At 40.9% G+C, this 15,253-nt stretch carries 15 protein-coding genes; all 15 read right to left on the reverse strand.

What is annotated here, in order from left to right:
- Nucleotides 1-18: 18 nt before the first annotated feature.
- The 15 genes from ACGTJS_RS01280 to ACGTJS_RS01350 all read right to left on the reverse strand — a co-directional run bounded on the left by ACGTJS_RS01280 (nucleotide 19) and on the right by ACGTJS_RS01350 (nucleotide 15,250).
- Nucleotides 19-1,293, reverse strand: coding sequence for an exopolysaccharide biosynthesis polyprenyl glycosylphosphotransferase (locus ACGTJS_RS01280; RefSeq protein WP_410472575.1), 1,275 nt, complete (start codon nucleotides 1,291-1,293; stop codon nucleotides 19-21).
- 44 nt (nucleotides 1,294-1,337) lie between these two features.
- Nucleotides 1,338-2,123, reverse strand: a complete 786-nt coding sequence (locus tag ACGTJS_RS01285) for a Wzy polymerase domain-containing protein (protein WP_410472576.1) — start codon at nucleotides 2,121-2,123, stop codon at nucleotides 1,338-1,340.
- 36 nt (nucleotides 2,124-2,159) lie between these two features.
- Nucleotides 2,160-3,158 carry an O-antigen ligase family protein gene (locus ACGTJS_RS01290; RefSeq protein WP_410472577.1) on the reverse strand — a complete coding sequence of 333 codons (999 nt, stop codon included), beginning with the start codon at nucleotides 3,156-3,158 and terminating at the stop codon, nucleotides 2,160-2,162.
- 78 nt (nucleotides 3,159-3,236) lie between these two features.
- Nucleotides 3,237-3,362, reverse strand: coding sequence for a hypothetical protein (locus ACGTJS_RS01295; RefSeq protein ID WP_410472578.1), 126 nt, complete (start codon nucleotides 3,360-3,362; stop codon nucleotides 3,237-3,239).
- 21 nt (nucleotides 3,363-3,383) lie between these two features.
- The gene (locus ACGTJS_RS01300) at nucleotides 3,384-3,863 is read right to left on the reverse strand and encodes a pilin (protein ID WP_410472579.1); all 480 of its coding nucleotides are present in this window, start codon (nucleotides 3,861-3,863) and stop codon (nucleotides 3,384-3,386) included.
- Nucleotides 3,864-3,890: 27 nt separating this feature from the next.
- The gene (locus ACGTJS_RS01305) at nucleotides 3,891-5,111 is read right to left on the reverse strand and encodes a serine hydrolase domain-containing protein (protein ID WP_410472580.1); all 1,221 of its coding nucleotides are present in this window, start codon (nucleotides 5,109-5,111) and stop codon (nucleotides 3,891-3,893) included.
- Nucleotides 5,112-5,231: 120 nt separating this feature from the next.
- Complete coding sequence (locus ACGTJS_RS01310; RefSeq protein WP_410472581.1) at nucleotides 5,232-5,768, reverse strand: pilin; 537 nt, start codon at nucleotides 5,766-5,768, stop codon at nucleotides 5,232-5,234.
- Nucleotides 5,769-6,192: 424 nt separating this feature from the next.
- Nucleotides 6,193-6,585, reverse strand: coding sequence for a type IV pilin protein (locus ACGTJS_RS01315; RefSeq protein WP_410472582.1), 393 nt, complete (start codon nucleotides 6,583-6,585; stop codon nucleotides 6,193-6,195).
- A 26-nt stretch (nucleotides 6,586-6,611) separates the two neighbouring features.
- Nucleotides 6,612-7,214, reverse strand: coding sequence for a type IV pilin protein (locus ACGTJS_RS01320; RefSeq protein ID WP_410472583.1), 603 nt, complete (start codon nucleotides 7,212-7,214; stop codon nucleotides 6,612-6,614).
- Between the two features lie 15 nt (nucleotides 7,215-7,229).
- A complete protein-coding gene (locus ACGTJS_RS01325) occupies nucleotides 7,230-10,538 on the reverse strand; it encodes a pilus assembly protein PilY (protein ID WP_410472584.1) in 3,309 nt (1,102 codons plus the stop codon).
- Nucleotides 10,539-10,661: 123 nt separating this feature from the next.
- Nucleotides 10,662-12,272, reverse strand: a complete 1,611-nt coding sequence (locus ACGTJS_RS01330) for a hypothetical protein (protein ID WP_410472585.1) — start codon at nucleotides 12,270-12,272, stop codon at nucleotides 10,662-10,664.
- Between the two features lie 96 nt (nucleotides 12,273-12,368).
- Nucleotides 12,369-13,208, reverse strand: coding sequence for a PilX N-terminal domain-containing pilus assembly protein (locus tag ACGTJS_RS01335; protein WP_410472586.1), 840 nt, complete (start codon nucleotides 13,206-13,208; stop codon nucleotides 12,369-12,371).
- 16 nt (nucleotides 13,209-13,224) lie between these two features.
- Nucleotides 13,225-14,139, reverse strand: coding sequence for a PilW family protein (locus ACGTJS_RS01340; protein ID WP_410472587.1), 915 nt, complete (start codon nucleotides 14,137-14,139; stop codon nucleotides 13,225-13,227).
- Nucleotides 14,139-14,657, reverse strand: a complete 519-nt coding sequence (pilV, locus tag ACGTJS_RS01345) for a type IV pilus modification protein PilV (protein ID WP_410472588.1) — start codon at nucleotides 14,655-14,657, stop codon at nucleotides 14,139-14,141. The genes ACGTJS_RS01340 and pilV overlap by 1 nt, the downstream gene beginning before the upstream one ends.
- The gene (locus ACGTJS_RS01350; RefSeq protein ID WP_315042377.1) at nucleotides 14,657-15,250 is read right to left on the reverse strand and encodes a Tfp pilus assembly protein FimT/FimU; all 594 of its coding nucleotides are present in this window, start codon (nucleotides 15,248-15,250) and stop codon (nucleotides 14,657-14,659) included. The genes pilV and ACGTJS_RS01350 overlap by 1 nt, the downstream gene beginning before the upstream one ends.
- Nucleotides 15,251-15,253: the final 3 nt, after the last annotated feature.

Below are 15,253 nucleotides of genomic sequence, written 5' to 3' on the forward strand. Positions count from 1 at the left end.
AATCATTTCTCACCAAAGTCATCTTGCCCCAAAGCCTGTCAGCATGGTTTGAATGGTTTTTATCACGATTAAAATATCCAGCATCAGTGAGATATTTTTGATATAAAAAAAGTCGTATTGGATTTTTAACGCCGTTTCATCTTCGTTGCCTGCATAGCCTTGCGTAACTTGTGCCCAGCCCGATATCCCAGGTTTGACAATATGGCGATAATTATAAAACGGAATGGATTTTTCAAAGGTTTTGACAAAACTTAACTGCTCAGGTCTTGGTCCAATCAGGCTCATTTCACCTTTTAACACATTGATAAATTGGGGCAATTCGTCAATGCGGGTTTTTCGGATAAATTTGCCAACTTTTGTTACCCTTGCGTCATTTTGTTGTGCCAGTTTTGCCCCATGTTTTTCGGCATCGGTGGTCATACTGCGAAATTTGTAAATTTTGAACAGTTTTCCGCCCTGCCCCACTCGCTCTTGCACAAAAATCACTTTGCCAGAGTTTTCCAAGCGAATTGCCAATGCGGTCAATAGACAAATCGGCAACACAATCGGTGCAACCGCCAATACCGCCAAAATATCCAAACATTGTTTGACAAATAAATAACCTTGCGAAGGCAGCAACGACCCCAAATCGTTTTCATACAAATGATAAATCGGTGAACGCCCTGTCAAACTTTCATAAATTTGTCGATGATTATACACAGGCACGCCTTGCAAAGTCTGTTCAGTCAAAAAATGTTGCCAACTGTCATCCAAATACGGGCTGGACAAATCGGCGACAATACCGTCAATGTTGGGATAAAGATTTTTATCCAGTTGTGGTTTTTCCAGTTTTAACCAATTAATATCAATCACTTTATCAAAATCTTGACAACGCCCAAGCGGAATGTACGCCATAAAGGGCTGTGAAATTTTTTGCTCAAGCATATATGACAACAAAAAAAACACAAAACCAAACACAGATGCAAACGCCAAATAATACAACGAATACGGCAACCGAAACACCAACAGCACTGCACTCAACAACATCACCACGCCAAGCAAAGTCGGCAATACATAGCTTAACGCACGCTGTCCGGGAAATTGTGACAGCCGATTTAACGCAAGTGTTACCATCACCACGCCAACACTTGCCAACAGCAGGCTATTTAACTGCGTGTCTAACAAATCCCAACGAAGCATACGCCCAGTCCACCGCCACATCGCAGGAAAAATCGCAACGACAAGCCAGCCGACCAGCAAGCGAACGGGCAAATATCGCCACAAAGACAAGATTGGATTGTGAATTTTTTTCATAAATTTTTAGGGTTTTAAATTTTTCGTATATTTTTTTAAATTTGCTAATCAAATTCGGATTTGATGTTTAAACCTGTTTTTTCAGGGTTCTGCTCTCGCCAGGCGACAAAACGTTGGTACAAATCCGCAAACACTTGTGGATTATTTTTAGCAAGTTTTGACAAATCGCTGTCCACATTATCACAAAAACTGACATCTCGCACCATGACACAGGACGCTTGAATATATGCAAACGCCTTGTCTTTTTGTCCTTTAAAAGCCAATAATTGAGCATAAGCCAACATATTAAACTGTGATGAATCATTATTTAACACATCAGCAAAAATCGGCAATTTTTTGTCCACATCATTGCCATTGATAGGGATTTTCATTGCCAATAAACGCTCGTCATACGCACTAAAGCCAAACAATTTTTTGCTATAATCAATTTGATTGTCAGTAAATTGGTGATTTTTGTGGGTGGTAAAACGGCTATAATTAAGATAATCTAATTTGTAATATTGATAAGCATAAAAAATACCGCCCACCGCCAACACAAGGCTAAGCAACGCCAAAATACCATTTGTACCAAAAATTGACCAAGATGGGCGTTTATAAGTGATTGGCACAAAATTTTTGGCTTCCACCAAAGTCAAAAATACCGAAAATATTACCAAATAACGAAAATACCAAAGCGGATATTCCACACTGGCATATAAAAGACTGGCAATCACAAACGCCAACGCAATCGCACTTTCGCTACTGTGGCGAAAATGCACCGCTCGCACCAATACCCACACAATCGGCAAACAGCACAACGCCCCCAACAGCCCCATTTCCGCCAATATCATGCTGATAAAATTGTGTGAATGGTCGGCAATCTCGGGCTAATGAAACTGCTGGGCGTAGTCAATGCTCGCTTTCATATAGTTATTCCAACCCACGCCCGTCAAGCTGTGGTCAGCAAACATCATCATGCCACGCTCGTACAAAGCCGTGCGATTGCCCTGACCGCCTGACATTCGGCTCACCGCCCCAAGATTGCCCTGCCCCAACATCAAACTGCCAAGCCAACTTGCCCCAACATAATACAATCCAAAAAAAGCCCATGCCAATATCGTCAGCAATAATTTGGATTTGATGGCGATTTGTTGGGCAAAAAAGTACACGCCAATCACCGCCACCATCATGACAAGCCCTGCCCTACTTTGCGTCCACGCAAGCCCTGCACTAAATATCGCAAACAGTAACACCAAGCCAATACGGTATATTAACAAAAATTTGTCGGATTTTTTGGGAATACTTTGTACCACAAATGACTGGTGCAACTGATAAATCACCCCACACAACGCCAACACAAAGCCATAACCTGCATGATTTGCTTGTCCAAAATTGCCGTCCAAGCGTGTCGGCAAGGCATTGTTACGAATGATGACCCAACTGCCAAGATTGTACGTCCAATCATTGATTTGCATAATCTGAATGACAAAAGTCGCCAACGCCATGACATAAGCAAAAACAAAAAATCTATTTAAAAACAAACGTTTATCAATGACTTGACTACTGGCAAAGCTCGTCAAAGCTACCACCAACAAACACACAATAGGAAACAACAAAGCGTCAGGGTAACTGATATGCAAAAACAACGGCTGAACCAACAGCAACGCCGCAAACAACAGCCAACTAACTATTGACGCATGAAAACGCACATTCGTCAATGGGTTTTGCCAAAAAAAACCAAACAGCCCAATCGCAATGCAAATAAACGAAAAGCTATTGACCAAAAAATCTCGCCCCAACGGCGAATGATATGGCAACAGATAGCCCAAAATGGACAAACCAATAAAAATCACAAAAAACCGCATAGGCTGTACAATACTGGACATAAGTTGATTCACAAACAAAACACAAAAGAAAAATGCTAAACGGCATAGTTTAGCATTTTTTTGAATGTGATATATTGATTATTTAATCATTTTGATGGTATTTTTTACAAATATTGTATCAATCACATCTGCATCTTTATCCAATGAAACCAAGAAATGATACCCAAAAGCAATGATTTTTTCTTTTATCATAGATTGTTTCATATTCTATTCTATCACAAGTTATTATTGAACAGTTCTATCATATTCACAGCTAGGTGGCAAAAACTTTTCAGGAATATTTGTTTTACAACTCCATGAACCATCAACTGTCCTATCCCACCGAACTTTGTGGTTTTGAATTACCATCCCTGCACTACCAGATACGGTTGCTGTAATTGTCGCTGTGCCTGTTAATGGGTTACTAATCTGGGCGACACCAACGCCACTTGGTAAAGCAACTCCTATTTGCGAACTACCACTAATTAGATTAGAACCCGTTGCTCTAGGGTCGCAGTCATTTGAACCAACACCGATATGTGTTTTACCTGTTTGCAGACACTCTTCAACGGATAGACGTAGTTGTCCACCTTCAATAATAACTCGTGAAACTTGAGATTTTGCAACATAATTTTGATATTGCGGTACTGCAATGGCTGCTAAAATACCAATAATAGCTATCACTATCATCATCTCAATTAATGTAAACCCATGTTGATATAACATTTTAATCCTCTATAGAGTTAAAAAATACTATTTATACTGCTGTATTAAATACTGATAAATCAGCATTTTAGTTCTATCAGAACCATCTTGCTTCAAGCTAGAAACACCATTGCTCAATAGCACGACAACGCCACCATTGCTATCCACTGCCACCAATGATGATAATCCTAATAAAGTCCCATCTCGAAAATATACTTTCACATTTTTTCCTTGGGCTTGATAGGGAAACATGGCATAACCATAGCAATCTCGTAGTTTAGTGATATCACACGATAAATTATCATCAAGACTAAGTATATTTGGCATAGGCTTATTCACCATATTTTTGACTTGCTTTGCCAAACTTATCGCATTACCCGATAATCCCGCAACTGAAGCCAACCCTTTATAATCAAATGCAGTATAAATATCCCCAATACCTGTCAATCCTGTTTCAACATAATTATAATTAACTTCATCAGATAATTTTGAATTATCAATAAATTTGATATTATATTGTGTTAATTTATACTGATTATCCATCACTTGCGTGTAAGGCTGTTTGTTTAATCTACTAACTACTTCACCTAACAGACAATAGCCGAGATTAGAATAAATCATTTTACTATTTGGGTCAAAATCTAAACGAATGGTATTTAAACGCTCAAAATGGTCAGGACAAATAGGTTGTCCTATACCAAACATATCATGACCTGTAGCACTATAACGGTTAAAGCCACCACGATGCAACAACAAATCACCAATGGTAATATCATTAATTCGGCTATCTTTGGGCTGATTAATCTCTGTAATAATACTAGCAAGTTTAGTACCAAAAGTTAGCTTACCTTCACGGATTAATGCCAAAATAGCATCTGATGTCCATAACTTAGTAACACTGGCATAGCGAAAACGGGTGTGTTCGTCTATAGGTTTTGAAAAAAATGGCATTTCCCCTACATAACCATTTTCACAATGATAGATTTGTCCTTGTGGCGTAATATAGGCGATTTGATTGGCTGGAGCATTACTATTTAGTGTTTGAAAATGGATAACTTCTTGCATCCATGAGGGTGATTTAGGGCTACAAGTTGTTTGATAGTTGGCTAATTTAGCTCGGATAGGATAAGCCTTTTGCCATGCCTGATTTCTTGCTTCAGTATTAACATAAAAATAAATACTGATAATCGTTATAGATAAAAGTATCATTAGCGTTATTACATCTTTTAGCTTAAACTCGCTAAATAATTTTTGTTTATTGTTAGACATAACAATTCTTTTTTCCTATTTTTAGCCCATCATCTGATAATGATAAAATATTTAACCATCAAACCAAAAAAAAAGTAAAGACCGAAGCCTTTACTTTTTGAGTAATTAACTCATTAACGATTAGCTAGCAGCTAACGGAGTAATCGCTGTTGTTGTAGCTGGACACCCTGATGGTGCAAATTTTGCATCTACATCTGTTGTACAAGTCCAAGTACCATTTGCATCACGTGACCATTGTACAATTTTTGGTGTACCAGATTTTAGGATAGCAGAGGCATTATGACCAAATTTGCCTTGAATAGTCGCTGAACCATCGCTATTTACTTGAACTTTTGGTAAACCTACACCAGTTTGAGTAGTAGTACCAGCATTTACAACAACACCATCAGCAGTAGCAGCACCTAAAATATTTGAACCTGTCGCACCAAAATCCTCAGGTGCACAAGTTGTGGTATCTGAAGTAGTACCTGATTTTTTACCTGCTTGGATACAAGTATCAACTGCAGTTTTAATAGTACCAGTTTCGCCCATTACACGGCTAACTTGTGAACGTGCGATGTAGTTTTGGTATTGTGGAATAGCGATAGCAGCCAAAATACCGATAATCGCGATAACAATCATTAATTCGATAAGTGTAAAACCTTTTTGAGCGTTCATAATGAACTCCTTTAGTCAAGTAAATGATTGGATAACTTATTTAAGATGAAGAGTTAGGTAAATAAACTATCCAAAGGTTAAAAAATAATGGTTTGGTTAATTGTTGTGTAACAGATTGACCTTGCCTTGTTGATATAATTATTGCAGTTGTTGTGCCAACTTTTTTAAAATTGATTTTTTTGGCTAAAAAACGTGCAAATTAGCACAAAATCATAATTTTGTTTGGCTTTTTATGATTTTTTTTTGCTTTGATATGATGTTTTTGACAATTTTTGGTAAAAACTGACAATTTTTGTCATCATATTACTGTTATCATCGCCGAATTTGTTTACAAAAATTTTCACCAACACAAAACGTATTTTTTAGCTGACAATTTTTGTCATAAAAAAAACTGCCTTTTATGGCAGTTTTTTTATTGGCTATTTTAATCTTGCCATTCATTACCTTTACCACACGCTGCACCACGGCATTTTTGTCCTGTGTGGTCAAGTGTGAGTGTGCCATCATTGGCAACGATTGATGTCGCAATGGGCGTTGCGGTGATGACCCATTTTGATGTCGCAGGGGCGACGCTATATGTGTAGTTTGGGTTATTCGCAGGGAAATTTTGACTGGCAATGCCGATATTGTTATAGTTGCCTTCCGCCAATTTTCTTGATTCTATTTTATTGGCGATGTTTTGCATTTCGGTCATCATTTCGGTGCGTTTGGTTTTGATGATAGAGTTTTGGTAATTGGGATAGGCGATGGCAGCCAATACACCGATAACCGCAATCACTATCATCATCTCTACAAGTGTAAATCCTTTGTTGTGCATATGTTATCTCTTTTTTTGTTAAATTTTTACCATGTTTGTGCGTTTGATGACGATGAGCAATTTTTGTCCGTCTGTGCCTGTGCAATGGTTAAGGTGCTTTTGATGGCTTTACAGCGGACATCTCGGCTATCAAAATAAATCACGCTGGCAGTTGTCATGCTACTACTGTTAGGATTTGGCTCTGCTACCATCATCCAATCTCTACCGATAGCGACATTTGATGCGGTTGGGTTATTGGCGTCAGTTGTCGGCACGAGTGATTGGCTAGGCGTTGTGTAGTCTGTGAGTACAATGCGATAGCGATACGTTTGGGCGGTGCTACCCAGTGGGATATAGATGTTGGTATTGTGGGCATCGTAGCAGTTCGTCTTTGTGCCTGTGCTACAGCTACTTGGGTGAAAGTTGCGGTAGGACAAGGCACTGGCTCGCCATTTTCGTAGTTCTATCGCCATTTGTTGCATTTTTGCTTGGGTTTCGCTTTCGGCATTTCTGACGATAAATTGTCTATAAGATGGCACAGCGATGGCAGCAAATACACCGATAATCATTACGACAGTCATCAGCTCAATCAGGGTAAATCCTGATTGAGCTGATAGGTGGTTTGGCTGTTTTATGGTTTGGTTTGTCATATTATCCACCTAGTTTTATTTTTCTTCGTACCAACGTTTTGGCGTTAGGATATAACGTTCAACAAAGATATCTCGTGGCATACTGCCATCGCCATTTGCCGATGAGATAGCGGTATTGCCTGATTGTTTTAGTCCCAATTGGTTATCCGTTGATACAGATTTTTTGCTGTCTGCACCCCAATTTGTACGGTATGTTGTGCTTTTGATTTCACTTAGGCTCTTGTTACCAATCATGAGACGTTGGGTCAATTGGCTTTCACTTTGTGGGCTAAAGTTGAGTTCTTGGATACCTTGTCCTGCACGTTCGTAACCACCTGTGCCGTTGGTTGAAATTGCATCATCACAGATACCCCAAGGTAGGCAATACATTTGACGTTCTGAACCACCAATAATTTTTGCGCTACAGCCGTCTGCTGTGCTGTAATTCATGTCTGGGTTATAGACTGTGCTAAACAGTTGGCTACCAATCACTTCTGATTTGCCGACACCTTTTGAGTAGTTCACATTGGCAAAACCATCAAAACGTGTCAATGGATAGTACCAGCCTTTTTGTCTGTAGCTTGTCAATTTACCTTTTAATACAGCTTTGGTATTGGTGGCGGTGATATCGCCAAGTTTTAACAAGTCGTCATTGTCCGCACCTGTGCCGACAACCAAGTCTTTGATAGTAGGTGTAAAGTTGCTAGCATAAAACGCTGAATCCAACAAGGTAACGTCTGTATCTACAATGCCGTATAGTCGGTCTGCTGTTGCTTCTGTTGTACGGATTTTTGATAAAGGAGAACTTCTGTCGCCAGAGATAACATTTACCATCGCAAATAGTTTGTTGTTGTCACTGTTACGGTTACGGTAGAAACTCACGTTTGGACGCTCATAAAAACGGCGAACAAATGATGTTGGCGTCTTGGCGGTTAGCGTTGATGAGTTTTCCCCTTTGACTTTGGCTCTGTCGCCTTGTTCGTCCATTAGGATACGAGTAATTCTACCTGCATTTGTTCCTACAATGCCACCGTTAAAATCGGCACGGAATACTTGACCGCCTAAGTCGGCAAAATATAGGTTGTCAATATAACCATCATTATTACGGTCAAGTGCGGTGATACCGCCTACGATACTGTGTTTCATGTATTTTTTACCGTCAAAATTGCCCATTGCACCGCTGTCATAAGTCGCTGACCATAGCAATTCTCCTGTTTTGGCATTGATGATATAAACGGCGTTACCGTCTGCTTCGGTTTTGGCGGCACAAGTAGCACTGATACCGTTATCGGCTGTAGCGGCGACACCGATTTGGAAGTTTTCGTTTTCGTAACATAAATCATAACCACCACCAAAAATTAACACGTCTGTGCCTGTCGTATCGCTTGATGATGTTTTCATACGTGCGGTACTTGGCTGACTCCAGATATGTCCAATACGTCTAAATCCTTCGGTCTTTTCATTGATTAATGATATGTTGTTGTTAAATGCAGGTTTTGGTGATTCTAGGTTACTTAGGTTAAATCCTAGCAAGCCTTTGCCACCCAGTCGCATACCGCCATAGGCATAGACACCTTCTTTGTTGTCTACTGCAACTTTGTTACCTGTGTAGTTATAAGTGTATTTTGCATTGACAAGCCAATGTCCATCAATACCAAATTTTGGCACAGCGGCAGGTCTTTCTGAACTGATTTCATATTTTGAGTTCGGCACGAGTGCTTCCGACTGGGTCTGCATCATCACTCTTGGGATAATGGCAAGGTTTTCGGTTGCACCGTTGTTGGTATTGTAGCTGTCCGCATCTACCACGTGCAACGCACCGTCCATAGAGCCAAATAATACATAGTCATCTCGCCCTGCGTTTTGGACACGTCCGTCTACTAGGTTCGCACTGTATGATACGGCAACAGGTTTTGAGTGGATACTTGCCCCTGTTACTTTGACTTCTTCGGTTGGTTGTACCAGTGTCAAATCGCTCACGGCGGTTGTGCCTTTTTCAATCTCGTTCAATGACTGCACTGCACCACTGCTAGATGTTCTCGCTTGGCTAAAGCCCATGTATTTTAGCAGTTTAAATTGATTTGCACGGCTGTAAGTGGTGGTATCGTTTAGCGTGTTAAAGTTTTCTGGTCTACCGTTCGCTGATACGGACAGTTGGACTAGGCGTGTCGTTGTCGCATCGGCTGCTGTTAGGTCTTCTACCCAAATGCTTCTGACGTTATTCACACCGACAACGCTTGGATTTTTGAGATGTTCAAAGAAGCCACCTGCTTTAACCGCATCGTTACGTGTTTCTAGGACACCTCTTGCATTGATGGTTGTGTAGTTAGCACGTTGCCATAAATCTTTGGCGGCAGGGTTCAAATCACCTGCTTGTTGGCTGTTGTTTCGTGCGGTTGTGCTTGCGGTGGTATCGTTGGCGTATTTACCGAATAATGGTTTGTTTTCTTGTCCATAGAGTGTACCGTCCAAAATGCCGTATTTTTTGACGTTACCCGGCCAGATGTTCTTGGTGTTGGTATCGCCTGATAGTTGTGATTCAACGGTTGGCAAAAATGCATACGGCAACTCACCAATGGCACGATATGGGTCTTTTGGAATGGTAATCGTGCCTGATGGTGCGGCTGGAATAGTGTTGTTCAAACTTGCGATATAGCTTAAGATACTGTTTGAGATGTCTTCCGCGGTTTGGGTGTAGAAGAATCCGCCCTCGCCATAGCCTTCGCCTGCTTGCCCCCATTTACAGGCGTTTTTGGCATCTTGGCTTGCCGTTGCGGTGTTACAGTCGTATGTGCCATCGGCGTTTTTGGTCAAGCCTGCAAATGATGAGCCAAACCCTGCAACGGCGGTACGGATAGAGACACCTGCTGGGTTTTTGGTTCTGTCGTTTAGGCGTTTGGCGTATTCACCAATCCATTCCCAACCGCCTGTTTCGCCCCTAAACATAGATGTTACACTTGGTGATGTTAAACCACCTGTTGGTTTGCTTGTGATGGTGTATCGGCTATCATTGTTTAGCGACTGGTTAATAATGGTTTGTGCCATTGTATCTTTAACCGAGTTTGGTGCACCGTCTGTTAAGAAGTAGATACCATTTGAGTCGCATTGTGCTGTACTGGAGCTTGCAGACGTTGCCCCACGGATATAGTTACCATCTTTTTTTGTATCTGGTGATGAATAGATAAAACCACCCTTCATATTATCTACAGGGATTTCATAAGGGGTAGCAGAATTTACAATTGGTCTTGGGATACCATAGTATGTTTGCACACACATAGCTCCGCCATTGAATGTACGATAAGCAGTGTTAGTTTGGTTATATCTTTCATTATTGTTCGGAGTCATGTTTGTATTCCATGCTCCCGGCATAGGGCTTTGACCAAGTACAGGTGATAAACAAGCTCGTGCAGATTTTTCGGCTGGTGTCGCTCTTCTATATTCATAAATCGGTCTGCGGCATAATGGAGGCTAACCCGGTATAGGCTCATAACCTGTTGGACAAGCACCCCATGTTTTTGAATTTGAATAAGTTGTTCTATCAACTGTTAAAGCGAATGGGCTAGTACGATAACTAACCGCAGAGCTTGCTCCTGCTTCGGTGTTACCCCAGTTTTTAGATGCAACCGCCTCAATATCTAGTGATTGATAAGGCACTTTCATCCAGCCCCCTAAACGCCAACCGACAGGCAATTTTTTATATAATTCCCATGTATATCTCTGAGCGATAGGGTCTTTGTAGTCCGTCGCCACTGTTGTAGTTGTTAATGGTGTATTCAGAATTTGATTGACTTCTTCTTGTGTTGGTTTTGTGCCATCTGGTTTATATAAATGATTATATTGCCGAGGCGATTTACCTTGGCCTAATGGCGTGACTTTATTAGTATTTGTTGCTGATACATTGAGATAATAAGTTCCATTATTTAGATACAAAAATTGTGCATCAAAATATTGGTTATCACACTGATAAACGTTCTCATCTGTAGAGCCTAATGCTTTTGCTGTCATGTCATTTTCTGCAGGACGAAGCAAGCCGACACACACCCAATAAATCGTTGTACCCTCTGATGATGAGCCATCGTATTTGTGCATGATGGTTTCACCATCGTATAACATCTGTACTCTATCTGGTCTTGATGTTAATATACCTGTATTTGTTCCCATCATATAAGATGCAACTTCGGCATAGGCATTGGCTGTTGGCGTACCACTGGACGCTTTTTTTAGCGATTCTGGAATGATTGGGCTTTGATTTGATGGACGATAGTTGACATTAACATTGCCTTGTTGGTCTGTCCCTGCGTCAATAGATTGAAACTCGGCAATCGCTTGGATTAGGCGAAGTCTATGTGCTGGTGTTAATTTACCCATAGGCACAAGCATAACACCTGAGTGTCCGTCTACCAGTGGAATTTCGGTGTTTGAAACTTTAGTTGTACCATCTCTATTTGTTGCTTTAGCTGAGAAAGTACCTAGACCAATGCTGACATTGTCATTAATCTTATCTGATGCGATAAGGGTAATCAAGGCATCTTTTAGACGTGATAAACGGTCAAAACCACCTGTCAACTCGCCTTCCGCATCTCGTGGTTCTATTAGGTTGCCATCAGCATCAATGCTTGGGTTACCACAGCCACGCAGATAATAATCAACCGTTGTACCGTTGATGGTAATACTTTTGTGGAAAGATGTTTTACCACGTGTTGGGCTGTTGGCTCGGTTATCAACTGCACTGTATTGCCATTGTGGTACATTGTCTTGAATTTCAGTTTTACAAAGACGCTGACTATATTCACCGCTCTTAATATCCCCCGGGCTACCGTAAGGGTTTGTTTTTGGAATAACAAGCGAGCTAATCCCCATAGAACCTGATGTATCTAACATCATGGTAAGGTTAATCTGCCCTGCTGTCGCCGCTTGATAAATCTCCAAATCCCCTACTTGACGAATCACGCCACCATGTGCTACATCGGCTTGCGACAGTGGCGTTACCATCATCGCCGTTACCGCAAGCGTAAGCAACTTGACAGACGCATTTAAGCGGTGCTTGCTGATTGCCTTTGTTATCGCTATTTTTTTCATAATGCATACTCTTTTAACTGTTTTTAAACGCTTGATTTTTTGGTTTTTATTTGGGCGTATTCAATACGCCCCTATACATAAATATTTTTATCAAAATTAATTACTGGTTGTCGATGTTGATAATGCACATTTCTTGCTTGCATAATCGCCTGTACCAACGCCATACGACACACAGTTAATTTTGCCTGACGTATATTCCACCGCGACTTGTGAATACAGTTGTTTTTTGGGTATATTTCTATTGCCTAAACAACTGTTAACAGTAGTGCCTGAGCCTGTCATACGGTTGTCAAAACAAGTGCCTGTATCGCCATATGATGGGATAACCGACAGTGAACGCATGTCAAACAAATATTTGCTCGGTGCTGCGATACCATCACCCAAATTGACATCACGCCCTTCGGCAACAGTGGTAAAACTCTCGGTCGCTGTGGTAGCCGTGTCGGATAGTTTTAAGCCCACTTGGGTCAATACCGTGTTTCTGGCACTGATATAACTGTTGGTGTTTTCTGGGTCGCAGTTGCCCCCTGTTTTCAATGTACCTGCATCACCACGGTAAATCGTGGCAACGTTAGTCATTGACTGGGTTTGACGTGGGTTATAACAAAAGACCAATTCATCTTGGGCGGCTTCTGCCTTAAAAAAATGTCCAAAAATACCGTTGTCAGCAGTCGCATCTATATAATTGCGTGCGGTTGGGTCACCGTTGAGCATTTGTTCTAGCTTAACATTTGCACCGTCTGCACCTTGTAACAGTAAGGTGTTAACTTGGTCGCTGGTCGCCAGTTGCAAATCGGTGGTGCTACGTCTCATCGCCATCACCCCAATGAGCATAATCAATATCAGCATCAACAACACAACAATCAGTGTCGCACCTTGTTGATGATGATAAGATGATAGGCTGATATTTTGTTGATTTATCGTGTTTTGTTTCATTTTTTTATCCTATCTATCATGGCACAACGATAGAAATCAAACGTGCGTTTCTGAGCATGGTGGTTGATTCGTATGATTTGCGAACATATTTTGGTGTGGCGGCAAATCGGTTCACACCGCCCATTAAGGTAAGTTCGGTAATCGGCGTTACATCACCGACCAATGGTTTGTCAGAACGCACAATCATGCCCACTTTCACTGCAACAATCGGTGCATTGTGCAAGGTGTTTGTTGGTTCTTTGTACTGATGTGGCGTGATGTAGGACATTGTACCATCGGTTTTTTGTACGCCTAGCATGATTTTGAATTGTTCAACGTTCAAAATCAACTCATTACCATCACCATTAAAAGGCGTTGTGATAACATTTGATGAATTCATACGCCCTGCATCACACGCTAATACAAGCCCTGCATTGCCTGTTGGATTGGTTCTTGGTTGGCGTAAAAAATAGCGTTCTACTACTCTATCACCATTAGCAACATCACCACCTTCACAGTCAATCATCTTATTGCCTGTTACGTTGGTGTATTGAATGGTTAATTGGTCGCTACCGTTAGTAGTTGTGGTCGTACCTGTTGTACCTGTCCATGCACCTGTATCATCACCTGTACTGCTGGTTACAAGACCTGCTGGCAAGGTTGTTACGCCTAAATTTTTAGCCGTTAAAACAACACCGCCCATTGGGGTTTCGCTGTCAATGGTAGTAACACTGTTACCTAAGTTAGCAATTCTTAATTGTTCTTCTAGTTTTTGAATACCAAATACGCTAACGTCCGTTACTTGTGAACCGCTTTCTTGAATTAATCGGGTGCTTACCATAGAAAAATACACCTGCATGACCGCCGCAACGATAAGCATACCTAGCACCAATGAAATCATCAGCTCAATTAGGGTAAAACCTGATTGTGAATTGTTTGTTTTAAATTGCATTAATATGCCTCCATCACAAAGCAAGTAGAACCAACATTATAACTACCTGACGAATCTAAACAATCACCTGGTTTTGTTTTACCCCAACTGGCAATGAGACACGTTAAAGGTTGATTACCGTTTGTACCAGGGCAAGTGTCTGCGATAATCTGTACATCATTATCACTAGCAAATTGTTTTAATGTCAAAGCATCACGTGTTGCTAGCTGTGCGATTGTACATTCCTTTGCTGTTCCTGTTTCTGTACCTGTAGTGGAAACACAGCTGTCTTTGGTAATACCGTCTACAGTTGTTGCACTGCCGTTTAATACCGTTCTAAAGGTACTAATGCCATCTGGATTGGCACGCATCATCTCAGCACCGCCACGCATGACATTTAACGCACGGCTACGAATAATACTCTCATCGGTGGCTTTGACCGCATTAAACTGCATTGCCGAAAATCCCAAAACAGCGACTGCAAGCAATAACAAAGACACCATCACTTCTATTAAACCGATACCTTTTTGATGTTTCATCAGCAAGTTCCTTGTGTTATAACATTGATGTTGGTGTTTTTATCAACGGTTACGACTTTCTTTTCACCACTGATACCTGTATAGCAAAAGCCAAATCCCGGTTTTTGTGTACCTGATGTATCGGGAAAATTAAATTGACTAACTTTTTTGACAATGCTTTTTTGTGGTGAAAAAGCAAAAGCGTAAGGAATAGCATTGTCGGTATTTGTACCAACAGCTAAACCATTACCTTTTTCATAACTAATATTGACATTGCCATCATAAGTATGACTGACTACACGGCACTTGTTACTAATAGTGGGGCTTTGTGTATCTGTACAGCCTGCACCACTACCTCCATTGATAGCTTGTGCTGCAGTAATGGTACGTCGAGTATTATGAACAACTACAGTAACAGGCGATTGATACACCATTGCATCAACACGAGCTTGTTTTAACACCATTTCGGTTAGGTCAATGGCGTCTTTGAGTTTCATATTGGCGATTTGTCGTTGAAATGACGGTGCTGCTATCGCCGCAATAATGCCAACAATCGCAACCGTAATCATCAACTCAATCAAGGTGAAGCCCGATTGGTTTTTAGAATATTTCATAAA

The organism is Faucicola mancuniensis, assembly GCF_046523945.1.
Classification (GTDB): domain Bacteria; phylum Pseudomonadota; class Gammaproteobacteria; order Pseudomonadales; family Moraxellaceae; genus Faucicola; species Faucicola mancuniensis.